Origin of the sequence: Mycobacterium sp., assembly GCF_052143115.1 — a bacterium.
Taxonomy (GTDB): Bacteria; Actinomycetota; Actinomycetes; order Mycobacteriales; family Mycobacteriaceae; genus Mycobacterium.
In genome coordinates this window covers 15,379-38,227 of record NZ_JBKQTQ010000192.1, presented here as the reverse complement: position 1 = coordinate 38,227, position 22,849 = coordinate 15,379, and the positions used below count along the sequence as shown (strand labels likewise).

General features: G+C 64.0%; 22 protein-coding genes, 1 tRNA gene and 3 pseudogenes. 15 read left to right on the top strand and 11 right to left on the bottom strand.

What is annotated here, in order from left to right:
• From ACLQI9_RS20370 to ACLQI9_RS20355, 4 genes are all read left to right on the top strand, one after another.
• The coding region (locus ACLQI9_RS20370) for a hypothetical protein (protein ID WP_442392065.1) at positions 1–1,016 on the top strand (1,016 nt) is incomplete at its 5' end.
• A 282-nt stretch (positions 1,017–1,298) separates the two neighbouring features.
• Positions 1,299–3,173, top strand: a complete 1,875-nt coding sequence (locus ACLQI9_RS20365) for an Hsp70 family protein (protein ID WP_442392064.1) — start codon at positions 1,299–1,301, stop codon at positions 3,171–3,173.
• 65 nt (positions 3,174–3,238) lie between these two features.
• A complete protein-coding gene (locus tag ACLQI9_RS20360) occupies positions 3,239–3,619 on the top strand; it encodes a hypothetical protein (RefSeq protein WP_442392063.1) in 381 nt (126 codons plus the stop codon).
• A gap of 94 nt (positions 3,620–3,713) precedes the next feature.
• Positions 3,714–4,421, top strand: a complete 708-nt coding sequence (locus tag ACLQI9_RS20355) for a cutinase family protein (RefSeq protein WP_442384538.1) — start codon at positions 3,714–3,716, stop codon at positions 4,419–4,421.
• Between the two features lie 2 nt (positions 4,422–4,423).
• Here ACLQI9_RS20355 and ACLQI9_RS20350 read toward each other — a convergent pair whose 3' ends face one another.
• Both ACLQI9_RS20350 and ACLQI9_RS20345 read right to left on the bottom strand, forming a co-directional pair.
• Positions 4,424–5,380 carry an SDR family NAD(P)-dependent oxidoreductase gene (locus ACLQI9_RS20350; RefSeq protein ID WP_442384536.1) on the bottom strand — a complete coding sequence of 319 codons (957 nt, stop codon included), beginning with the start codon at positions 5,378–5,380 and terminating at the stop codon, positions 4,424–4,426.
• Positions 5,381–5,412: 32 nt separating this feature from the next.
• Positions 5,413–6,627 (bottom strand): cytochrome P450, encoded by a 1,215-nt coding sequence (locus ACLQI9_RS20345; protein WP_442392062.1) that lies wholly within the window; start codon positions 6,625–6,627, stop codon positions 5,413–5,415.
• A gap of 90 nt (positions 6,628–6,717) precedes the next feature.
• Here ACLQI9_RS20345 and ACLQI9_RS20340 point away from each other — a divergent pair, with 90 nt between their 5' ends.
• Positions 6,718–7,347 carry a TetR/AcrR family transcriptional regulator gene (locus ACLQI9_RS20340; protein WP_442384528.1) on the top strand — a complete coding sequence of 210 codons (630 nt, stop codon included), beginning with the start codon at positions 6,718–6,720 and terminating at the stop codon, positions 7,345–7,347.
• A gap of 53 nt (positions 7,348–7,400) precedes the next feature.
• Positions 7,401–8,072 carry a hypothetical protein gene (locus tag ACLQI9_RS20335; RefSeq protein WP_442384526.1) on the top strand — a complete coding sequence of 224 codons (672 nt, stop codon included), beginning with the start codon at positions 7,401–7,403 and terminating at the stop codon, positions 8,070–8,072.
• A gap of 7 nt (positions 8,073–8,079) precedes the next feature.
• Here the strand turns inward: ACLQI9_RS20335 and ACLQI9_RS20330 are convergent, their stop codons facing one another.
• Both ACLQI9_RS20330 and ACLQI9_RS20325 read right to left on the bottom strand, forming a co-directional pair.
• Positions 8,080–8,643 (bottom strand): TetR/AcrR family transcriptional regulator, encoded by a 564-nt coding sequence (locus ACLQI9_RS20330; RefSeq protein WP_442384524.1) that lies wholly within the window; start codon positions 8,641–8,643, stop codon positions 8,080–8,082.
• Between the two features lie 37 nt (positions 8,644–8,680).
• Positions 8,681–9,244: a TetR/AcrR family transcriptional regulator gene (locus tag ACLQI9_RS20325; RefSeq protein WP_442384522.1), complete on the bottom strand. Its 564-nt coding sequence runs from the start codon at positions 9,242–9,244 to the stop codon at positions 8,681–8,683.
• Between the two features lie 412 nt (positions 9,245–9,656).
• Between ACLQI9_RS20325 and ACLQI9_RS20320 the strand changes: the two genes are divergently transcribed.
• The 3 genes from ACLQI9_RS20320 to ACLQI9_RS20310 are packed head-to-tail and all read left to right on the top strand — an operon-like array spanning position 9,657 to position 12,291.
• Positions 9,657–10,763 carry a type III polyketide synthase gene (locus ACLQI9_RS20320; protein ID WP_442384520.1) on the top strand — a complete coding sequence of 369 codons (1,107 nt, stop codon included), beginning with the start codon at positions 9,657–9,659 and terminating at the stop codon, positions 10,761–10,763.
• 5 nt (positions 10,764–10,768) lie between these two features.
• Positions 10,769–11,278 carry an isoprenylcysteine carboxyl methyltransferase family protein gene (locus tag ACLQI9_RS20315; RefSeq protein ID WP_442384518.1) on the top strand — a complete coding sequence of 170 codons (510 nt, stop codon included), beginning with the start codon at positions 10,769–10,771 and terminating at the stop codon, positions 11,276–11,278.
• On the top strand, positions 11,275–12,291 hold the full coding sequence (locus ACLQI9_RS20310) for an NAD(P)/FAD-dependent oxidoreductase (protein ID WP_442384516.1): 1,017 nt from the start codon (positions 11,275–11,277) through the stop codon (positions 12,289–12,291). Before ACLQI9_RS20315 ends, ACLQI9_RS20310 begins: the two co-directional genes overlap by 4 nt.
• Positions 12,292–12,330: 39 nt before the next feature.
• On the opposite strand, the gene ACLQI9_RS20305 is transcribed toward ACLQI9_RS20310, so the two are convergent.
• Positions 12,331–12,597, bottom strand: a complete 267-nt coding sequence (locus tag ACLQI9_RS20305) for a protealysin inhibitor emfourin (RefSeq protein WP_442384514.1) — start codon at positions 12,595–12,597, stop codon at positions 12,331–12,333.
• 34 nt (positions 12,598–12,631) lie between these two features.
• On the bottom strand, positions 12,632–13,705 hold the full coding sequence (locus ACLQI9_RS20300; RefSeq protein WP_442384512.1) for a M4 family metallopeptidase: 1,074 nt from the start codon (positions 13,703–13,705) through the stop codon (positions 12,632–12,634).
• 262 nt (positions 13,706–13,967) lie between these two features.
• Between ACLQI9_RS20300 and ACLQI9_RS20295 the strand changes: the two genes are divergently transcribed.
• On the top strand, positions 13,968–14,444 hold the full coding sequence (locus tag ACLQI9_RS20295) for a hypothetical protein (protein ID WP_442384510.1): 477 nt from the start codon (positions 13,968–13,970) through the stop codon (positions 14,442–14,444).
• Positions 14,445–14,636: 192 nt separating this feature from the next.
• Here the strand turns inward: ACLQI9_RS20295 and ACLQI9_RS20290 are convergent.
• From ACLQI9_RS20290 to ACLQI9_RS20275, 4 genes and pseudogenes are all read right to left on the bottom strand, one after another.
• Positions 14,637–15,442 (bottom strand): annotated as a pseudogene (locus ACLQI9_RS20290) (L,D-transpeptidase).
• Positions 15,443–15,611: 169 nt separating this feature from the next.
• Complete coding sequence (locus ACLQI9_RS20285; protein ID WP_442392061.1) at positions 15,612–16,415, bottom strand: mycofactocin-coupled SDR family oxidoreductase; 804 nt, start codon at positions 16,413–16,415, stop codon at positions 15,612–15,614.
• Positions 16,416–16,510: 95 nt separating this feature from the next.
• Positions 16,511–18,148, bottom strand: coding sequence for an NRAMP family divalent metal transporter (locus ACLQI9_RS20280; protein ID WP_442384534.1), 1,638 nt, complete (start codon positions 18,146–18,148; stop codon positions 16,511–16,513).
• A gap of 19 nt (positions 18,149–18,167) precedes the next feature.
• Positions 18,168–19,511: a magnesium transporter MgtE N-terminal domain-containing protein gene (locus tag ACLQI9_RS20275; protein WP_442384506.1), complete on the bottom strand. Its 1,344-nt coding sequence runs from the start codon at positions 19,509–19,511 to the stop codon at positions 18,168–18,170.
• A gap of 193 nt (positions 19,512–19,704) precedes the next feature.
• On the opposite strand from ACLQI9_RS20275, the pseudogene ACLQI9_RS20270 reads away from it, so the two are divergent.
• The 4 genes and pseudogenes from ACLQI9_RS20270 to ACLQI9_RS20255 all read left to right on the top strand — a co-directional run bounded on the left by ACLQI9_RS20270 (position 19,705) and on the right by ACLQI9_RS20255 (position 21,971).
• Positions 19,705–20,930: pseudogene (locus ACLQI9_RS20270) on the top strand (class I SAM-dependent methyltransferase).
• Between the two features lie 10 nt (positions 20,931–20,940).
• Positions 20,941–21,129 (top strand): annotated as a pseudogene (locus ACLQI9_RS20265) (tyrosine-type recombinase/integrase); the annotation flags it as partial.
• Between the two features lie 356 nt (positions 21,130–21,485).
• Positions 21,486–21,707, top strand: coding sequence for a hypothetical protein (locus ACLQI9_RS20260; RefSeq protein ID WP_442384502.1), 222 nt, complete (start codon positions 21,486–21,488; stop codon positions 21,705–21,707).
• Positions 21,708–21,716: 9 nt separating this feature from the next.
• Positions 21,717–21,971: a hypothetical protein gene (locus ACLQI9_RS20255; protein WP_442384500.1), complete on the top strand. Its 255-nt coding sequence runs from the start codon at positions 21,717–21,719 to the stop codon at positions 21,969–21,971.
• Positions 21,972–22,061: 90 nt separating this feature from the next.
• On the opposite strand, the gene ACLQI9_RS20250 is transcribed toward ACLQI9_RS20255, so the two are convergent.
• Positions 22,062–22,135: transfer RNA gene (locus tag ACLQI9_RS20250), tRNA-Gly, on the bottom strand.
• 82 nt (positions 22,136–22,217) lie between these two features.
• On the opposite strand from ACLQI9_RS20250, the gene dcd reads away from it, so the two are divergent.
• On the top strand, positions 22,218–22,790 hold the full coding sequence (gene dcd, locus ACLQI9_RS20245) for a dCTP deaminase (RefSeq protein WP_325676346.1): 573 nt from the start codon (positions 22,218–22,220) through the stop codon (positions 22,788–22,790).
• Positions 22,791–22,849 lie beyond the last annotated feature (59 nt).

Genomic DNA, 22,849 nt, shown 5'->3' with positions numbered 1-22,849 from the left:
TAGGTGACGACGTGCCCACGATCTTCAAGGGCCTACAACTCGACATCGGCGCGCCGCCGCAATTCATGGACTTCCGCTACACCATCCACGACCGTTGGCACGGCGAATTTCACCTCGACCACTGCGGCGCGCTGCTCGACGTGGAGCCGATGGGCGACGAGTACGTCTTCGGGATGTGCCACACGATCGAAGACCCGACGTTTGACGCTACCGCGGTGGCGACCAACCCCCGCGCGCAGATGCGTCCCATCCATCGGCCACCCCGGGTTCCGTCCGACCGGCATCCGCACTGCGCGTGGACCGTCATCATCGACGAGTCCTACCCGCCTGCCCAGAGCATCCCCGCGGTGGATCTAGTTCGGCAAACCCGTACTGCGACATGGGAACTCGACGCGATCGATCGCTCCGACGACGGATTGGCCGACTATTCCGGCTCACTGGTCTCCGACCTCGACTTCGGCGCCTTTTCCCACTCGGCGCTGGTGCGGATGGCCGACGAGGTGTGCCTGCAGATGCATCTGCTGTACCTGTCCTTCGCGGTCGCGGTGCGAGCGCGCGCAGGCTCGAACACCGCGCTGGCCGCCTCGGTGGGTACCCGCCAGCTGATCGGCTTGGCTGGGCTCGGCGCCGAGCGCATCCACCGGGCGCTGTCACTACCCGGCGGGATCGACGGCGTGTTGCGGGTTTTCGAGTTGCATCCGCTGTTCAACCCGCTCGGCTACGTCAACGCGGAAACATCCGGTCAGCTGCATGTTCACCAATCACCGGCCCACGACGATGCCGCCTGGATCTCGCTGTGCTCGCCGGAGTCGGTGCAGCCATTGCAGGCCATCGCCACCGCGGTGGACCCGCATATCGAAGTCCGAATCAGCGGGGGCAATACCGATTGGACCGCTGAGCTATCCGAAACCGACACTGCGACAACGGAGCTACCTGAGGTGTCGATAGCCAAGGTCAGCGGCGGGTCGACGTTCCAATTCCAGCCGAGGCGATCGCTGCCGCTGACGGTGGTGTGAAGCCGACCGAATCTGTCAAGACGTTGGCTGTATCACTTCGGTGACACAACCGCATCGACCACATACCGATCAGGTTGTGCCCGAGCCTCGTAGCGTGCCCGCGGTTAAGGTTAACCCTGGCCACCGACCGCTATCGACGAAGGTATTCGCTTTATGTATGACCCGTTGGGGTTATCGATCGGGACCACCAATTTAGTCGCGGTCCGCAGCGGGAACCCACCCGTCTCGCGCCGCGCCGTGTTGACTCTTTTTCCCGATCGTGCACCGGAACTCGGTGTGCCCATGGAGGATACGGACGCTGTTGATACCGGCACATTGATGACCGGCTTCGTCGAGCGGGTCGGTGGGTCAAGTGCTATGACATCCGCCGACGGATCGACCCATGACCCCGCGCTGTTGCTGGTGGAGGCCCTCGATGCATTGATCAATGCGAGCGGTGGCGATGCGTCGACGTCCAACATCACGATTGCCGTTCCCGCGCACTGGGAACCGCAAGCCCTGCGGGGACTGCAGGACGCGTTGTGCACACACGCCGGTTTCGTGCGGGGCGGGGTGTCGCCGCGGCTGGTTTCCGATTCCGTTACCGCGTTGACGGCGTTGAACTCCGATGACCGCCTGCCTGCCAACGGTGTGGTGGCCTTCTTTGACTTCGGCGGTTCGGGCACCAGCATCACACTGGCCGACGCCGCTTCGGGTTTCACCCCCATTGCCGACACGGTGCGCTATCCGGAATTCTCCGGCGACCTCGTTGACCAGGCGCTGCTCGTGCATCTGTTGGAGAACATCGGTCACACCGAAGGCGCCGATCCCGCCAGCACCGGCGTGGTCGGGCAGTTCGGTAGTCTGCGAGACGAATGCCGTCTGGCCAAGGAGCGGCTGTCCGACGAGACGGTGACCGAGCTGGTCGTTGAACTGCCCGGACAGCGTGCCAATGTCCAGGTGAGTCGAGCCGAGCTGGAGAGCCTGATCGACAATCGGCTGGACGGCGTGCTCTCCGCGTTCGATGACATGTTGCGGCGCAGCAGAGTTCGCCGCAGAGATCTTGCCGCGGTGGCGATGGCCGGCGGCAGTGCCAAGATTCCGCTTGTGGCCCAGCGTCTTTCGGCTCATGTCAAGGACTCGGTGGTGACCGCCGTTCAGCCCGGGCTGGCCATGGCGGTCGGCGGGTTGATGCTCTCCGCGCGAAACCCGGTCGAGCGGCGGGAGGAGGACGAGCTCGAATCGACGACAATGGCCGCGATGGCGGGTGCGCCCACCGGGAGTCTCGCCGCGTCCACCGGTACCTTCACCGCGTCCACTGACATGCTCGGTGCCTCCACCGGCACGTTCGGCGTCCCGACCGCCGGTGCGTTCTCCGAAGACCCGTCGGAGACGATTCATCAGTTGGCGTGGTCGGAGGCCGACGACTCGGCCAACGAGCCGGTGGTCTACACCGGTGAGCCCTATAACGACGACGTCCACGTTACCCCGTCTCAGTTGCTCCAGTCGCCGAAGGTTGACGAGCCGGAGGAGTCGTATCGCGGAAATCGCTTGCCGCAGCTGTTTTTAGGAGTCGCTGCGCTGCTCGCGATGGTCGCCATCGGCGGGGTGGCATTCACGCTGACCAGCACAACCAGCCACCCGCCGGCCCCGGCCCCCTCCAGCACCTCGGCCGTGCCGCCGCCACCGCCTCCCAGCTCCAACCCCCCGTCGCCGAACGTTCCGTCGCCGAGCCCGGTGCCGCCACCGCCTCCGAGCACCGCCCCGGCGGCCACGGTCGCGCCGCCCGTCACCAGCGAGGCTCCGCCGCCTCCGCCGCCACCACCGGTGACGACGACCTATCAGCCACCGCCGAGGACCTATCAGCCACCGCCGAGCACCACGCAGCAGGCAACGAGCACGACGTCGACGACGACACCGCCGCCGACCACCACCACGAGCACCACGCCCACGACGACGCCGTCGCCGACCGCCGCGACGACGACCCCGACAACGTCGGTGCCGATGACGACGGAGTATTTGCGGCTGCCGTTCTGGCCGGTGCCGATACCGGTTCGGGTGCCCGACGGTCAAGGTGGCGCGAGCCAGCAGCCGCAGAGCCCCTATCAGCCGCAGAGCCCCTATCAGCCGCAAAGTCCCTATCAACCGCAGTACCCATATGGCGGGTACGGCTACTAGACGTGGCGCAGGTCGCCCGTTATGCGCACACTGGTGTTATCGGTGTGAGCTGCCAGGAGGCCGCAATGGACGACAACGGTCGGTTTGGATTCGATCCCGACGACTTCGATCGAGTGTTCCGCGACGCGAGCGAGGGACTGCGCGACGCATTCGAGGGGGTCAGCCGGTTTTTCATCCCGGGCGACCGGGCCGGATGGTCTGGGCTGCTCGAGGACCTGGCCCGGCGCATGCGCACCAGGCCGGAAACCGCCGGTGAGGCCGGTGACGGTGTCTGGGCGATCTACACCGTGAGCACCGACGGCGGCGCCCGGGTCGAAGAGGTGTACGCCACCGAACTCGATGCGCTGCGCGCGAACCAGAGCAATACCGATGCGACCCGCAGGGTCCGATTCCTGCCGTACGGCATCGCCGTCAGCGTCCTGGATGGTTCAGAGGAATCAACCTAACCGCCTGGTCCCGCACCGGCCCGGCCGCCGCACCGTGACGCGTGCGATCGGAATAACAGGACATGTTCGGGGGTAAAGGGCAACAATGTTGACCATGTGCCCACGTCAGATCGCGCGTTTCGTCATTGCCGCCCTGGTCGTCGCCGGGGGGTTGCTCAGCGCGCCCATCCCGGTCGCGTCAGCGCAGCCATGCCCGGACGTCGAGGTGGTATTCGCCCGCGGTACCGGCGAGCCGCCCGGTGTCGGCGGGATCGGAGAGCCATTCGTCGACGCGCTGCGCTCGCAAGTCGGCGCTAAGTCGCTCGACGTTTATCCGGTGAACTACGAAGCCAGCAGCGATTTCTCCGACCGCATCCAGTTCGCCCAAAGCGTGGTCGACGGGATCAAAGACGCGGGCGGTCACATCGAGGCAACCGCGGCGAACTGCCCTAAGACCCGGATCGTGCTCGGCGGATATTCCCAGGGCGCGGTCGTGGCCGGTTTCGTCACGTCGGCTTCCATCCCAGCGGGGATACCGGCTGAGTACGTACCCTTCCTACCCAAGCCGATGCCGCCGGAGGTAGCCAACCACGTCGCCGCGGTGACCCTCTTCGGAAAACCGTCGGCAGCGTGGCTGCAAAACTACGGCGCACCGGCGATCGTCATCGGCCCGCTGTATGTGCCCAAGACCATCGACTTGTGTGCCCCCGGCGACACGATCTGCGGTGGCGATGCCGGCGGGGCGCCGAACTTCGCGCACGCTGAATACCTGGTGAATGGCATGACGGCCCAAGCCGCGGATTTCGCCGCGACTCATCTGTAGCTTCAGTCGGGCTGGTTCGCCATGATGGTCGCGAACAGCGTGCTCATCTCGTCAGCGGGACCGCTCGGCACGGTGTAGTCGGTGTCGGCGCGGATCTCGTCGAAATGATCACGCACAGCCTCAACCGATAGCGCGGGACTGTAAAAGCCCTTCGTCCTGCCGATGAAGAATCGCGCGACATGTCCGGCGCCAACCGTGTAGATCTCTCCGGACACCGGGCACTCCCGGTGCGTCAGGAAGGCCGCCACCGGAGCCACCAGGGCTGGGTCCAACTTCGGAAGGTATTGGGCCACAAGGTCGTCCAAGACCTCCTGCGCCGACGCGTCGCCCGGCTGGCCGGCGCCGTCGATGGAGTGTGCCAGCATCCGCGTGTAGGCGATCGGAGCGATGGCATTGATTTTGATGTTGTGGTCGGCGCCTTCGGCGGCCAGCACGCGGGTTAAGCCGATCAGCCCGGTCTTGGCCGCGCCGTAGTTGCTCATCCGCTCGGCGCCCAGGATCCCGGCCGCAGAACAGGTGTTGAGGATTCGGCCGTAGCGCTGCTCGCGCATCACCTTCCACGCCGGCCTGGTCACGTAGAAGGCGCCCTTCAGGTGCACATCCAACAGGGGTGCAAGCCGATCGGCGGTGACGTCCTCGAACGGCGCGTCGCAGACGATGCCCGCATTGTTGATCACGATGTCCACCCGTCCCCAGCTGCGCAGGGCGGTGTCGATGATCGCCTGTCCGCCTTCGGGACTGGTTACGCTGTTGGTGTCGGCGGCTGCCTCACCGCCCTGCCGGCGTATCTCCTCTGCGGCAGCGTGTGCAGCGTCGGTGTTCGAGCCAGTTCCGGTCACCGAACCGCCGGTATCGTTGACGACGACCCGCGCGCCGCGCGATGCCAGCAGCAGCGCGTACTGCTTGCCCAGGCCTCCGCCGGCGCCGGTGATGACCGCAACCTGTTCGTCGAACCGCATGTCGTTGCTCGATGGCACTGAATCTCCCTGAGTCACCAGGTGACCGGTAGCTCCTTCATCCCGTAGATGTCGGAGTCTTTGAATCGCAGTGCATCCGGCGATACCGCCAATTGCAGTCCAGGTAGGAGCCGCGCCAGCGTCGCAAATGCGACTTGCATTTCGACTCGAGCCAGGTTGGCTCCGATACATTGGTGCACACCGTAGCCGAAGCCCAAGTGTCCCCGGGCGTTCCGGTCGATATCGAAAGTCTCTGGGTTGTCGACGAATTCGCTGTCCCAGTTTCCGGCGGGCAGGTTCATCAGGAGCTTGTCTCCGGCGCGGATCAACTGACCGCCGAGTGTGAGGTCTTCGGTCGCCACCCGATCCACTTGGGCGTGCACGATGGTGAGATAGCGCATGAGCTCTTCGATGGCGTTGGCGATCACGGCCGGATCGTCGGTTTGACCGAGCCGTTCGAACACGTCGCGATGCTCCAGCAGCGCAACGGTTCCCAACGAAATCATGTTGGCGGTGGTTTCGTGGCCGGCCTGCATCATGATGACGCCGTTCATGGCCGCGGTCTCGCGGCTGAGTTGCCCGGTCGCGACGTAGTCGGTGACAAGCCGGCTGATCAGATCGTCGCCGGGTTCGCGCTCTTTGCGCTTCACCAACTCCTCGATGTAGACAAACATCGCCCCGAAGGCCTGGGCCTTTTGCTCGTCGGACGAGCTTGTGTCCAATCCAACGGTGGTGTTGTGCTGGAACAGCCCGAGATCCTCGGGCGGTACGCCCAGCAGCAGCGCGATCACCAACGACGGCACCGGCAAGGCGAAGTCGCGCACGATATCGGCCGGCGGCCCGTTGTCGATCATCGTGTGCAGGTACTGGTCGACCAGTACCTGAATCTGCGGCCGCATCGCTTCGCAGCGCCGGAAGGTGAATTGGCTGGTCATCATCCGCCGCAACCGATGATGCTCGGGATCGTCGGTCCGTGCAAAGATCACCGGCGTGCCTTCGTCGCTCGACGGTGTGATGGAGGTCGAGATGGTGTCCGCGGACAGCCGCGGGTCCACCAGCGCGGCCCTGATGTCCTGGTAGCGGCTCACTGACCAGACCGGTTGGCCGCCCCACATCGCCCGTCGCAGGCCGGGCTCTTCTCGCCAGTTGACGAATTCCGGCGGGGGATGCAGGGGACAGTGCGCGGCCCGTTGGGCCGGTATGACCGGAAGCTCGGTTTCGGAGCGGGAATCGGAAGTTGTTGCCGTCACAAACGTTTCCTTATAAGTGTCAGCTGTCTGCCAATTACCCGAGCGTAGGACCCGGCTGATTGGCAGTCAACTGTCAGTTACGCTGTCGCTATGACCGCGGTTTCCGACCGACCGTTGCGGGCGGACGCCGCACGCAACGCCCAGCGGATCCTGCGGGCGGCACGGGACGTCTACGATGAGCTGGGGCCGGAAGCACCCATCGAGGCGATCGCCCGTCGCGCAGGAGTCGGCGAGCGAACGCTCTATCGCAGGTTTCCGACCAAGGCCGAGCTGATCAGGGCTGCGCTGGATCAATGCATCGCCGAGGACCTCACGCCGACGATCGAGGCCGTCCGGCACGCCGATGACCCGTTGCGCGGCCTCGCCCAACTGATCGACGCGGCGATATCGCTGGGCGCCCGCGAACACAACCTGCTGACCGCGGCGCGCATGGCCGGGTCGCTCACCCCCGACATCTCGACCTCGCTGTATGAGGCGCTGAGCGAGCTTGCCCAGCGAGGCCAGCAGGCCGGTGTCGTCCGTGCCGACCTGGTCGACGACGATCTGCCGCGTCTGATCGCGATGCTGCATAGCGTGCTGTGGACGATGGATTCGAACAGCGACGGCTGGCGCCGCTACGTCGCGCTGATACTCGACGCGATATCGATCGACAAACGACGGCCCCTGCCCCCGGCCGGCGCTCTCCGTTTTGCGCCCGCGTCGAGCAGCTGGCCGATGTGAAGGGTCGTTATCCGATCGTGACTATTTCTTGATTTGCCCGTAAGCTGCTCGCCGTGGGTCGTCACCGATTAGCCACCAGCCGGCGGAAAGTGCCGGTCACAGTGGCTGTAGTGGCGGCCCCGGCCGCCGCTTTATTTGCCCTCGGTGGAAGTGCATATAAATCCACCCCCCGTAGTGACGCCGATTCGGTTGCTGGGGCAGCTGCGCCGTGCTGCGTCCAGGTCATGGCGGCCGCACCAGCGTCGTCGTCGTGGGCTCCTTCCAGCGTGAGTGCCGGCCCCGCTGAGGAGCAGCCGGCATCGAGGGCATCAAGATGGCGAGTGGTTCCAAGGTATGTCCCGCAGGTTTTGCCCGTGGGAGTCGCTCCGGAGCGGGGCCTCCAGGTCAAGACGATTTTGGCCGCTCGCAGTATCAGCGCGGCGTTCCCCGAGATCAAGAGCATGGGCGGCGTGCGACCCGACGCACTGAGATGGCATCCGCAGGGTTTGGCGATCGATGTGATGATTCCCAACCCCAGTAGCGCGGCGGGCATAGCGCTCGGAAACGAGATCGTGGCCTTCGCGCTCAAGAACGCGAGTCGATTCGCGTTGCAAGACGCCATCTGGCGGGGCACCTACTACACCCCCAGCGGGCCATCAGGATCCGGCTACGGCCACTACGACCACGTCCACATCACCACCCATGGCGGTGGATACCCCACCGGCGGGGAGGTCTACATCCGCTAGTCGTGAGCTACGACGCTGCCGGTCCGGTGAGCAGCTGCCGAATCACTGGCGCAGCCCAGCGACAGAGTTCCTCGCGGCTCAGGTTGGCCACCGGCGGATTCACCAGCAAATAGCGGGTCATCGCAAGCCCGATGACGAAGGCGCCGGTCAGCCCTGCCCGCTGCACGGGGTGGTCCGGAGTGGCGGTGACCAGCTTGGGTGCGATCTGCTGTGCGAACACCTGCCGCAATGTCTCGGCCGCGAGCTGGCTCGTCATCGCCGCCCGCAACAGCGCCACGAACGTCTCGTCTTCCTCCCATACCGCGAAGAATCGCTCTAACAAAATGTTCGCGACCTCGTCGGGATCAACGCCCGACAGATCTGGCAGTTCGATCGCGAAATCGGCTGCTGCTGCGAATAAGTTCTGCTTGCTGCCGAAGTAGCGGATCACCAGCGCCGCATCCACACCGACGTCCGCCGCGACGGCGCGCAAGGTCGTGCGTTCATATCCTTCAGCCCCGAAACGGCGACGTGCTGCCGCCAAAATGTCGGCGCGAGTCCGGCTCGCGTTGCGAGGTCGCACCGAGGTCATGCCGAGACTCCGGTTGGCTGTTTACCCGCACGCATGATCACGACGGCGCCGGCCCGACCAGGAGCTGACGAAAGACCGGGGCAGCCCACCTGCTGAGTTCTTCACGGCTGAGGTTGGCCACCGGCGGATTGGCCAGAACGGATCTGGTTGCCGCGAGCCCGATCACGAACGCGTCCGTCACCGCGATTCGCTTCATGTGGTTGTCCGGGGTGGCACCCATCAGGGTGGGTGCGACATGGGCGGCCAGCGTCTGGTTCAAGGTATCGGCCGCAACCCGGCTCGTCATCGCCGCGCGCAACAGCGCCAGGAACGTGTGGTCGTCCTCCCAGACCGCGAAATAGCGAGGCAGCAGCATGTCCGCAATGTCGTCCGCGTCCACACCCGACAGATCGGGCAAATCGATCCTGAATTCGGTGGCCGTCGCGAACAAGTCTTGCTTGCTGCCGAAGTAGCGGATCACCAACGCCGCATCCACTCCGACATCTGCGGCGATAGCGCGGAGCGTGGTGCGCTCGAACCCCTCCGCCGCAAATCGGCGGCGCGCGGCGGCCAGGATGTCCGCCCGCGTCTGAGCGGCATCGCGAGGGCGGGTCTCGGGCATCATGAAACCCTATATGTCATCCGCTGTTGACAAGTGGTCAGGGGTGCGCGTAGGTTCCAAGTCACCGACTGTTGACAAAAGTCATCGGCCGTTGAAATGAGCTTCACGTAGGCGGGTGGTCCTCATGGCTGGAGGCCTTCGGAGGGGCATCGCAACCTACCGCTGCTCGACTGATGGGCCCCCGACCGAACCATCCGGCGCCGGCGCTCGTGTTATCAGCGAGGGCGTATTCGGTCCCGGGTTCGCACAACCCGTGGCCATTGCTGGTGGGGGCCCACGCCGCTGGCCCGATCTCGATCGGGGACAGCGAAAGACGCGCCGTCCGCGTGCCGAGGGGCCACGTGGACGACACGGTATGCCAAATGCGGCGACGACGCCGGCAAGAAACACGCTCAGATAAGGATGAATAAAAGTGACAAAGTCATTGAGCCGCAAGAAGTTTGGTGTTCAAGCCGCCGGCAGCGTCATCGCCGGCGTGCAGGGCGCACTGCCGGAGCACCGGTATGCGCAGAGCGAGATCACCGACATGCTCGCCGCGTTACCGGCTTTCGATGGATGCGAGGACATCCTGCGCAAGCTGCATGCGAGCTCCAAGGTCAACAGTCGCTACCTGGTGCGGCCTCTCGAGGAGTACGCGTCGCTGACCGACTTCGGCGACGCGAACAACATCTTCATCGAGAATGCGGTGGAACTCGGTTGTGCGGCGCTGACGGCCGCGCTCGATGAGGCGGGATTGCAACCCCAGGACGTCGATGTCATCTTCTCGACCACCGTCACCGGTATCGCCGTTCCGTCCGTCGACGCTCGCATCGCTTCTCGGCTGGGACTGCGCCCGGATGTGCGTCGCGTGCCGTTGTTCGGCCTGGGTTGCGTCGCAGGGGCTGCAGGGGTGGCCCGACTCAACGACTACCTGCGCGGTGCACCCGACGATGTCGCGGTCTTGGTCGCCGTCGAGATGTGCTCGTTGACCTACCCCGCGGCCGGACGCTCGATCGCCAGCCTGGTCGGCACCGCTCTGTTCGGCGACGGTGCTGCGGCGGTGGTCTCCGTCGGCGCACGGCGCGCTGAGAAGATCGGCGCCGCGGGCCCCGACGTCCTCGGATCCCGGAGCCATCTCTACCCTGACTCGCAAAACACGATGGGCTGGAACGTCGGCTCCACCGGATTCGGCCTCATCCTTTCTCCGGACGTTGCGACCGTCGTCGAGACGTATCTGCCCGAGGACGTCACGAAGTTCCTTGCAGCCCACGGTTTGAACATCGCCGATGTTCCTACCTGGGTCAGCCATCCCGGTGGTCCGAAAGTCATCGAGTCGATCGTCGGCTCACTCGGATTGCCCGACGACGCGCTCGAATTGACATGGCGTTCGCTCAGCGAGGTCGGCAATCTCTCGTCGGCATCGGTGCTGCACGTGTTGCGCGACACCATCGCCAAGCGCCCGGCCGCGGGCAGCCCCGGGCTGATGATGGCAATGGGTCCGGGCTTCTGCTCCGAACTCGTGATGCTGCGCTGGCGCTGATTGCCATGAACTGGTATCTGCTGTTGATCGGCGCGGTCGCCGTGGAGCGCCTGGCCGAACTCGTGGTGACCAAACGTAACCGCGCCTGGAGCCAGGCGCACGGCGGCGTCGAATTCGGCGCCGGACACTATCCGGTGATGGTGGCGCTGCACACTGGGCTGCTGGTGGGATGCCTGGCCGAGCCGATCGTGTTGCACCGCCCCTTCATTGCAGCGCTGGGCTGGCCGATGCTCGCGATTGTCATCGCCGCACAGGCGTTGCGCTGGTGGTGCATCAGCACCCTGAAATATCAGTGGAATGCCCGGGTGATCGTGATACCGGGTGCGGCGCGGATCATCGGCGGCCCGTATCGCTTTCTGCCTCACCCGAATTACGTCGCGGTGATCGCCGAAGGCTTTGCGCTGCCGCTGGTGCACACCGCGTGGATGACCGGGCTCGTGTTCTCGGTTCTCAACGCGGTCTTGCTGCGGACGCGAATTCACACTGAAAACGCTGCACTGGCGGGACTGGCATGATCGATCTCCTCGTCGTCGGCGGTGGCCCGGCCGGGCTGGCCACCGCCATCAACGGCGCCAAGGCCGGATTGGAAGTAGTCGTCGTCGAAAAGCGCAGCGGAGCGATCGACAAGGCTTGCGGTGAAGGGCTGATGCCACACACGCTGCGGCACTTGGAGTGTCTCGGCGTGCGCCCCCACGGCAAGCCGTTCCGGGGCATCAGCTACTGGGACGGCACCCGACACGTCAACGCGCCCTTCAGGCGTGGCGCTGGGCGCGGCGTACGCCGAACCGTGCTACACGGCGCGCTTCTCGACGCTGCCGCCGGCGCGGGCGTGCGGATCTGCCACGACGAAGTGGGTGAGATAAGCCAAGACGCGACGTCTGTTCGCGCCGGGCATTGGCAGGCACGCTACCTCGCCGCCGCCGACGGGCTGCACTCGCCGATCCGCCGGTCCTTGGGCCTGGAGCGACCGAGCCCGGGTGCGCGTCGGTGGGGTATTCGACGGCACGTGCGCACGGCGCCGTGGTCGGACTACGTCGAGGTGCATTGGGCGCCCGGTGCCGAGGCGTACGTGACGCCGATAGCCGACGACTGCGTGGGCGTAGCGGTGCTGAAGTCTCGTCGGGGCGGATTCGATTCCCATCTCGCGGAGTTTCCCGCTTTGCGAGATCGGATCGAGGGTCTGCCGCACGAGCCGGATCGGGCTGCCGGGCCGCTGCGCCAGCGGGTTTCAAGCCGAGCCTCGGGTCGGGTTCTGTTGGTCGGTGATGCCGCGGGCTACGTCGACGCTCTCACCGGTGAGGGTCTCGGCCTGGCCTTCGGCGCCGCGGAGCTGTTGGTGAACGCTGTTGTCGCGGAGCGCCCGGACACCTACGACCGCCAATGGCGCCAGATGACCCGGCGTTATCGAATGCTGACCGCGGCCTTACTTCAGGCGAGCGCCTTTCCGGCTATACGGGGGCGCATCGTGCCGGCCGCAGCGGCGATGCCGAGTGTCTTCACCGGCGTCGTCAATCTGCTTGCTCAATAAAGAGCTGAGGCCGCTGGTGCACGGGGTCGTGCGCTGTGGTCAGATCTCGGGCGTGACAACACTTGCCACCGCACTGGGCAGCACGCTTTCGGGAATCTCGCGGGTAGTGCTTCCCAACGCGTTTTCGCGCGTCACGACGTAGGTGTAGCGGTCAGCTCCGGGATCCCTGGCGAATGGTTCTTCGCTGTCGAGGAGCTGTTCCAGTGTTTTGCGATCGTCAGGATGCAGTGCGTCACCATCGATGGCGCCACTGGCCTTCAGGCCGGCGAAGCCGCCACGTCGCTCGATGATGTAGCGATCCTGCATTGCTGTGCCTCGATCGTCCTGGCTCGACAACAGGTCAGACGGAGATGTCGGCCGCTGGAATGCCGACTCGCGTCCATGCGTCGTCCACCCCACGATATACGTTGGTATCGCCGGGGAATAAGGATCTGGCGCCGGCGCGGGTAAGCTTGGCGAACTCTGCCATCCCCATCGACGCGTGAGCTTTAGGACTAGTCAGCGCCGCATACCAAACTTTTCCGGCCTTTTCCCAGGAGCGTCCACCAATAGTCATCGCCGCGAGGTAGAAGGCGTGATTTGGGATGCCGCTGTTCTCGTGCGGATCCCCGCCGGGAACATAGTCGCTGTAGTGCGACGGCTGCGGCGACAGGCACTGTTGAGAGCGAGGTTGAGCCATGTTGCGCAGGCACGTGTAGCCCTTCGCAATTGCCACCGGACCGAGCACCGCTGCGCCGATGAGCCAGTCTGCTTGGACGGCGGTCTGCTTCCTGCGCCACTGATGAAACATCGCACCGAATACATCGGAGACGCTCTCGTTGAGAGCACCTGGCTCGTCGGTGTAGTCGAGGCCCGCGGTGAATTGGGTAACGCCGTGCGTTAACTCGTGGCCGATCACGTCATCCGCTTTCGTGAAGTCGGTGAATACTTGGCCGTCCCCGTCTCCGTACGTCATCTGAGCGCCATTCCAGAAGGCGTTGTCGTAGCGCACCCCGTAGTGGATCGACGACATCAGCGTCATGCCGGCATCGTCAACCGAGTTCCGCCCGAAGCACTGCCGATAGAAATCGACGACAGCGTGGGTTGTGTCGAAGGCGCGTCTCGCCGTGATGTCCGAGCTGCTACCGGGATTCGCGACGGGCGAGCCGGGCAGCGATCGAGTGTTTTTACAGTCGTAGACCGTTACCGCTGGTACAGACGCCAGCACACCGGCAACTTGCAAGGTGGTGATCCCGGTGGCAAGAAGACTCGCCTGTGTCGCCTCGGTCTGGGCGTTTCGCAGTCGTCGCCACGCTTCCTCGACCGCGACACAATCGCGTATGGCCTGTCGCGACTCTGCCGGGATCGACTCGTCCTCGGCGAGCCTGCGTAGCACACCTGTCGGAACGATGAAGCGACCGCTACGAGCGCACATGAGCCAACTCCTTTGAGAACGCACAGTTTAACCGGACGTCTACGCGGAGTACGGTAATGGAGGTTCCGCGGAACTGCGCCCTTCGTCGGGGCGACCAGCGCCAGCCAAACGTCACCATAGCATCACCATTCGAGAACGGTTCTGCGACGCGGCTCGTCTTCAAGATCAACTCTGTGAACAATTGAGTCGTTGTCCAATACGACTCAGGTACGACCATGCGGTCCTGCTGCACCTTTTGGGCCAACAAAGGAGCTGACGTTTGATGGCGATCTTTGATCGACTCGGTATCAAAGTTATTGCCGGCGTCGGGTTGTGCGGGGCCGCCATGGCGTTGAGCCCGGACGCTGCGGCTACCCCGCTGAAAACGGGCGGCTATTCGTGCGTCCAGGGAATTGCGGGCGAAACTGCACCGGCGGCGGTCGCCGGCGGACCGGTGGTCGCGCCGGTGTGCGTTCCGCCTGCGCCTGCTGGCGCTGCACTCTCCGGCGCGGCTGGACCTGCGGCGGCTGCCGGTGCTCCGGCGGGCGCGCCGGTGCCTGCGGGCGCGGGTGCCCCAGTGCCGGTTGGCGCTCCGGTGGGTTTGCCCGTCGGTGCTCCCGTGATAGCGGGTGCCCCGGCACCCGGGGGCGCATTACTCACTGGCGTGGGTGGCCTTGCGGGTAAGGATGCGCCGACTGGTGCGACGCCGACCGGCGGTCCTGCGCCCGGTCAGCCGATTCTGCCAGGTCCTCCGGAGTGACGACCGGTCGCCGAGTCAAGCCCTGACCCAGGGGCGCCACTCAGCCAGCGCCTCTGCATTCCGTGGTTGTGCACGTCAGGATCGTGCCGACCTCACTACGACGAAAAGCTCTGTTCCACAGCATCACTCGATGTGCGCACCCGCACAACATCTAGTGCGTGAGCCTTATGAAGCCGGCGGCTGTCGCCGCCGCTATTCCTTCACAATTACCGGGTCGCCGACGTTGACCGTGTTGTAGTACCACTCAGCGTCCGCGGGGCTCAGGCTGACGCAGCCGTGGCTGACATTCTCCAGCCCAAGTGAATTGACGGCCCACGGAGCTGAATGCACGAAGATGCCACGGCGGGTTATACGTACGGCGTAATCCACCGGGACCCGGTAACCCGCGGGATCGGTGAGCCGGACGCCGACGCTGCTCGAATCCATAATCACCGAGCGTTCCTTGGACAGCACCGTGTAGGAGCCGACAGGTGTCGGGAATTCCGGCCTACCCATCGAGGCCAGCATTACGCCCTGTTCTCCCCAGTGGGGTCGGTGGTGCGGCGCTGGTAGTGGAGGCGTAGGTCCCGCCCCTACTCCGTCGATGGCCACGGTGAACGTGTGATCTGAGATATCAGCAACACCGAGCACCGCGGGACCCGTTTTGAAGTCCGTCGACAGGCCACCCACCGAGAGCGCCACCGTGCTGTGCGACGGCCAGAATCCGTCAGGAACCCACTGGACCACGTCGGTGTCCAGCCATTCGAACTTGCCGGTCATCGCGGGCGTCGTTTTGATGTCAATGGCACGCTCGGCAGCGTGCCGGTTGGCGACGGGCGCGCTGAACGTCACCACCACTGGGTGCGCCACACCCACCACATCGCCGCGCGTTGGCAAAACCGATGTGACGGCGAACCTTCCGACTGAGTGGCCGCCGCCCGGCTTACTCTTGCCGGCCCGACAACCACGGTCGCAGCGATCACAATCACCGCAAGAACGCACCGAACAACCGCCCGCATGGCTCCGACCCCTTTAATCGACACGATTCCAATTGGCATCGTAGGGGCGCCGCGAAGAGTGGAAGTGTAAGGGCGCGTAAGCAATTCGATCACGCCTTTATCACGTTTTGACCACAGCGCGAGACGCCTGTTCGAGCGTGTCGCGTTCTGCGACTTCCGCGAGCTGGCGTCAATGGATGCGGGCGCTGCCGCCGAGGCAAATCTCTAGAACACTGCCGGTGATGACCCCGGGATCGGTCACCAGGTACAGCACGCCGCGGCTGACGTCCTCGGGCTGCAGCCATGGCTGAGGTATTGGATTGGCTTTCATCATCCGCCGCACTAGATCGTCTGGGATGTCGTCGCCGCCAGCGGGTTGCACCATCGGTGTTTGAGTTGTGGTCGGGCAGATGACGTTCACCGTGATGCCCTCTTTGGCGACTTCCAGGGCAACGGACTTGGCGAGGCCGATGACACCCCACTTCGTGGCGTTGTACGCGGCCAGCTCGGGGATACCCATTCGGCCGCCCATCGACGAGGTCACGACGATCCGTCCGAACCGCTGCTGTCGCATCACCGGTATGGCTGCCCGCAAGGTGTGAAATGCGCCGGTCAGGTTGGTGTCGACCAGCTGCTGCCAAACCCCGTCGGTGACCTCTTCCAGTCGCCCGGTGCTGACGATCCCGGCGTTAGCCAAGACGATGTCGAGGCTGCCCATGTCGGCGACCGTTTGCTTGATCGCGGCGCCGACGGCGACCGAATTGCGCACGTCCAGCGTTAGCGGCAAGCACCGCCGTCCCAGCGCTTCAACCAGCTTTGCCGTCTCTTGTAAATCGTCCTCGGTGCCTAGGGGGTAGGTCAGGCCCGTCATCGCATCGGGGGCATCGGCCGCCACGATGTCGGCCCCCTCGGCTGCCAATGCCAATGCATGTGCGCGCCCCTGCCCTCGAGCCCCACCGGTGATCAAGGCCACGCGTCCGTCCAAAGCACCCATAGGCGATTAAGCTACCGGCCCGAACCTGCGCACCCTGCTGGCAGTCATCGCGTCCGTCGTCCGTCACCGGCGGCGTCGCTAACGCGGCCGCTGTCTCAACGGCTTCCGAGTTGGACGGCTTTGACGACCAGCAGCGCTGCGCCTATTACCAGGTAGCCGCGCAGCGCCAGCATGCCCAGTTTGGTGCCTGCCGACCACGTCACCGGTTCTAGTAGCGCCAACTGCGGCATCCGCCACTGTGTTCTATCCGCATCGTGGGGCAGGGGCGGCGGGAAAGGTTGCGGGCCGTGACGGCGTTCGAGCCATCTCAATGCTCCAACAGCAACAATGACGCCGATCACGATAGCGACCACCAGATACTCGGTGACCGCGACGACGTTGACGTCCGGGAACAGGGTCGTGGCCATCAAGATTCCCGACAATAGGAGCAACGTCGACACGATGAAACCGGCGACGATGTTGAGCCAGCGGCGGTTCACCCACGGGCCGAGCACTTCTCGGTCGTTACACAACAGCAGCAGAAACACGCTGGCGCTGGGCAACAGCAGGCCGGCCAGTGCCTGCACGGCGGTGGTGATCAACCCCAGGGGTGCGCCTGGGATCAGCACGATGGCCGCTGCGGCGGCGACCATACCGGTGTAGGAGAAATAAAACTCTTTGGCGTCGGAAAACCCACGGTGCAAAGAGTGTTTGAGACCGAAGACGTCACCGAAGGCGTAGCTGGTAGACAGCGTGACTGCGGCCGCGCCAATGATGGACGCGTCGAGGAGCACGATCGCGAACATCCATCCCAAGACATTGCTGTGCTGAGCCAGCAGTCGCGCAATCGCGCCGGCATCGACGAAGTCCGTCGAGTGTCCGGTGGAGCGTGATGCCCAGTCCGCGGTCATCACCAATGCTGCTGCGCCAATGACGACGACAAACGCGCCGATGGTGGTGTCTGCGCGTTCGTAGCCGATGAAACGCGGTGTGATGCGTTTGTCGACGATGTTGGACTGTTGGAAGAAAAGCTGCCAAGGGGCGACCGTAGTTCCGACGATCGCGATTATCAGCAGCACCGCATCCGAGCTGAGCCCACCTTTGATGCCGGGTACCACGAAGTAACGGGCAGCGGCGCCCCATTGCGGATGAGACAACAACAGCATTGGGATCTGCAGCAACGTAACCGCGATGAACGCGAACATGGCCCGCTCCCAACGCCGAAAACTCCCCGAGGCCATGATCGCCACTAGGGCGATGGCCGAGATGGGAACGACAATGTACCTCGAAACACCGAAATAGCCTGCAGCCAAGGAGATCCCGATGAATTCTGTCACGATCGTCAAGAAGTTCAGCAAGAACAGGTCGCCGACCGAAAACCAGCCCCAGCCACGGCCAAAACGCTCGTTGATTAACCGCGCATGTCCTACTCCGGTGACCGCTCCGAGTCGAACCACCATCTCCTGGTTGACGATCAGAACCGGAATCAGCAGCAACAACACCCACAAAAGGCTGTAGCTGTAGTTTTGCCCCGCCTGGCTGTAGGTCGCCACACCACCAGCGTCGTTATCGCCGACCATTACGATCAGGCCCGGACCGACGATCGCCAGCAACGTCATCAATCGTGTCTTGAGCGTGCGTCCGTGATCGGTCGCATCCACCCGGATCCGGCCGAACGCACCCTCAATGTCGCCGAGGTGCGCACTGTCCAGCACCGCCGAAGTACCGAGAACCTCACGAGCGGTGCCCGACACAGAACCCTGGCCCTTTGGCTCAGTCACGGGTCGGTCCGCCCTGGTTGTCCAAATCCGAGTTCTCCGCTGAGGTTTCGCGGATCGGGTGCGGCGCAGGTTCGCGTCGCCGCCAATCTTCTGGCACGATGGCCTCCAAGAGATCGTCAAAGGTCACCACACCCAGGACGTGATCGTGTTCGTCGACGACAGGGATAGTGACCAGGTTGTAATCGGCCATCAGCAAGGCGATATCGGTCACGTCAGCTGACGGGGTAACCCGGACCGGGTCCAAGTCGGCCACGTCCAGCACCGACGTATCAGGGGCCGACTGCAGCAGCTCGATAACCGACACCACACCGACCAGCTCACCGGCCGCACTGAGAACATGGATGTTCAGCAGCGCCTCGGGCTGCAATGTACGGGCCTCCGCCAGAATCGAAATCGCCTGCGCGGCAGTAGCATCCGTCGGGCACGACGCCACATCAACGCCCATCAAACCGCCGGCGGTAGCAGGGTTGAAACCCATCAGGGTGACCACCTTGGTGCGCTGACCCGCAGGCAGCAGCTCCAGCACAGGGCGGCGACGAGATTGACGGAGCTCGAAGATGGCGTCGGCGGCATCGTCAGCCCGCATTCGGGCCAACACCCCGGCGACATCGGTGTCACTCATATTGCCGAGCAGCTTGTTGGCCTTATCGGGGTCGAGTTCTTCGAAAACGTCGGCTTCCAACTCGGGGTCACCGTGAATGCGGTCGAGAATCTCACCGCCCTCACGCTTGTCGGCGTCTTCGAGCAAGTCAGCGATCTGCGCCGGTTTGAGCTTGCCAAAACGCCCCTTGGCGCGGCGCTCAAGACTGCTCTGCTGGTGTCCGATCAGTGGTTCAAACGATTTCCAGTCCCGGCTGGCGTTGCCGCCACCGGCGTGTATCAGCCCGAACAGGCGCGGTGGACGGCGGGTATCGAGGCGCGCCAGCACCCAGTTCGTCCCGGTGTCTTCCAACTCGACGTCGTAGGCGTGCACCAACTCCGCGGCCGGCACATCAATCAGTCGATGATCGAGCAGATCGGCACGCAGCAGCACCTCGCCGGGCCGGCGCTCAAACGCGCGCAGGTTGACCTTGTTCTGCGACAACAGGACCTTGCCGTGCGCCCACTCCGCGATCTGCTTCCATGACACATACACCCGGTTCCCGCCGATCCCCGCTACCAGCCCCGTCACCGGCGGGTAGACGTCGGCTCCCCCTAAACGCACCACCACGTCCTCGACCTTGCCGACGGTGTCATCGGACCTGGCGATCACCGGCTGACCTAGCAGTTCGGACAAATGGATTGCTCGCGACGTCGACGCGGAACCGGGGACCTCAGACGAAGCGGCATCACTCATGACGAGCCTTTCCACGAACAGACCGGCGCCCATCGACAGCGCTGCAGCCCAATAGCAACAGCCTGAGGTAAACAAAGCACAACGCAATTCGGTCCGGACGTGGCCACGCCGGGTAGAGGCGCACCGGCGTTCTTGCGGTTACGCAGGCGCGGCCGTATAACTCCTGCTGAGAGCATTCAAAGGGGTGGTGTAGCTGGAAACCGATCCGCGCGACGATGTCGTGGCGCGTCAGTATCAGCGATGGGTGTACCCATCGCCGATTCTCGACCTCAAGGAATGGAGCGCCGGCAGCTATGACTGGACGGACCCCGTCCACGCTCATTGGGTCTACTGGCCCGACCGCGAATACCCCCCTGGTCTCGACATTTTGGTCGCCGGTTGTGGCGCCAACCAGGCCGCATGCTTTGCGTTCACCAACCCGTCGGCGAAAGTCGTGGGCGTGGACGTCAGCCAGCCGTCGCTGGATCACCAGCAATATCTGAAAGACAAGCACGGACTGAAGAACCTCGAGTTGCATCTGCTCCCGATCGAAGAGCTGTCGGCACTGGGGCTCGACTTCGACCTGGTTGTATGCATCGGCGTTCTGCACCACTTGGCTGACCCAGCCAAGGGGATGCAAGCCCTCGCCGGATGCCTGCGGCGGGATGGGGTCGCGAGCGTGATGCTCTATGGGAAATATGGTCGGATCGGTGTCGATTTGTTGGCGTCGGTGTTCGGCGAACTGGGGTTGGGCCAAGACGACTCGTCGGTGCAGGTGGTCCAGGAAACGGTCTCGGTGCTGCCGGCAGAGCAGCCCGTATGGAGCTACTTGAAAAATTCGACGGACTTGAACGCTGATACCGGCGTGGTGGACACGTTTCTGCATGGGCGGCAGCGTTGTTACACGGTCACGGAGTGCATCGACTTGGTTACATCGGCGGGCCTGGTCTTTCAGGATTGGCACTTCAAATCCCTCTACTACCCGCAAGAGAGTTACGCGCTGCCTGACCGGCTGTTGTCAGCTCCAAACGCGTTGCCCGACATCGAGATCTGGTCGTTGATGGAACGCCTCCAGGCCCTGAACACGAGTCACTGCTTTGTGGCTTGCCGCCCCGATCGGGCCAAAGGCGGACTACGCGATCGACTTCTCTTCAGCGGAAGCTCTTGGCTATATCCCGGTGATGCGAGCATTCAGCGGTGTGTCCGGCAATGACATCGTCATGCCGCACGGGAGGGTGCCGCTGAGCCCAGTCCAGGTGCCCTTCATTCAGCTTGTCGACGGACGCCGCACGATCCGAGAGATTGCCGCGCTGGTGGCGAGGGATGGCGCGCCTCAGCCCGGTGCAGCGGGCGTTGAGAATTTCGCGCAACGTATTTCAGAGCCTTTGGCGTCTCGATTTCTTGGCGATGGCCCGGACCCCGCCGAGACAAGACAACTGAGCGTGGTCGGCGAACAACCAAGCTGCACGCGGCCCGGCATACCTGCGCGACACTGATGCACTTGTCCGGGGTGCCGGTGGCGGTGATCGCGGCGTGGATCGGACACAAAGACGCCTCGTTGACGATGAAGCTCTACACCCACTCGCAAACCGAAGCGCTCAAAGCCGCTGGCGAGACACTGAACCGCGCGTCACCGTAGGTCAGTCTGAACGCGGGTTCAAGAGTCGATGACCCATTTCCCGCAACTCGTCCCGTTGCGCGTCGGTCAACGCCGGACCAAGGCGGATACGCTCTTCTATATAACGATCCCACAGTGGCGTCCGCGTGCCCTGGTCGGTGTCGGATGCGCGAACTTCGGCGTCGGTCATGGCATGGCCCCATTCATTCAAAGGGAGCGATGGCTCCGCAGAAAATTAATCGGAGCCTCGGCCCCCAGCGGCCCGCCAGACCCATCCTGTCGATCCCGTTCCCGGCGCAATGCCGTTAATTCACGGCAGAACCGAGATCACGGAAAGGGAAGCACAATGAACGAAGCACAATGAACAACGAAAACCTGTGGCTGAGAACCGTGAACTGTGCCAACGGCTAGCCGACGCGGCGAACGAGCTGCGCGCACTGCGGGAATACGCGCGGTGCAACGCGCGGCGCTCGACCGATGTCGTGGCGGCGTTCTACAACGGCCAACGCGACGCGCTGAACACAGCGGTGATGATCGTCGCCCATCCCGAGGTGTACCGCGCAACCCGCGCGATCCAAGTTGAATCACCAACCGATTGAGGTCTGAAGATGGCTGAGCACACCGCCGAGAAAACGCTTGACGGGCATCCGATCAAGCAAGGGTTGCGGGTCTGGGACTACGACCTGAAGGCAGGAACCATCGACCTGTCCGACACGCAATCGTACGACTGGCAGAAATGCTGCTGCGGTCGGTGCCCCAACGGGCGCACCCTCTGGTTCCACGTCGTGCGCGACGATGGCGGACATACGCTACTCCCTCATCTCAGATCTGAGACGAACGCCAGGGGCCGCCTGGTTGTGTGATCGAAAATGAGTTCTGGTCGAGTTGTGTCACCGACGTGTCAATGAGCGGCGGTCGAACACCCTTCGAACGGTGTCGGCGCTGGTCAGCTGTGGAGCCGATGACGGGAATCGAACCCGCGTATTCAGCTTGGGAAGCTGATGTTCTGCCATTGAACTACATCGGCGCGGTTGTTTCGGAAGGCTAGCACCCGGCGGCACGTCGTTCATCGACTCCGCGAGCCGCAGTCGAGCGGATACGCTCGTCGCGTGCTGCTCTCCGATCGCGACCTCAGGGCCGAAATTGCCGCCGGCCGGTTGGGAATTGACCCGTTCGACGACACCTTGGTCCAGCCGTCCAGCGTCGATGTTCGCCTCGACAGCCTGTTCCGGGTGTTCAACAACACCCGATACACCCACATCGACCCCGCGCGGCAACAAGACGAGTTGACCAGTCTGGTGGAACCGGTCAACGGGGAACCGTTCGTGCTGCACCCCGGCGAGTTCGTGCTCGGGTCGACGCTGGAACTGTGCACGCTGCCCGATGACTTGGCGGGTCGGCTGGAGGGCAAATCGTCGCTGGGGCGCCTCGGCTTGCTGACCCACTCGACGGCGGGCTTCATCGATCCCGGCTTCAGCGGTCACATCACGCTGGAGCTCTCCAACGTCGCCAATCTGCCGATCACGCTGTGGCCGGGCATGAAGATCGGCCAGCTGTGCATTCTGCGGTTGACCAGCCCCGCCGAGCATCCCTACGGCAGCGCGCGGGCCGGATCGAAGTATCAGGGTCAGCGCGGGCCGACGCCGTCGCGCTCGTACCAAAACTTCATAAGGTCTACATAACTTCCGCTGTAACGCCGCACAGCCCTTTTCGCGACCATCCCTACATATGGCGGCCGATG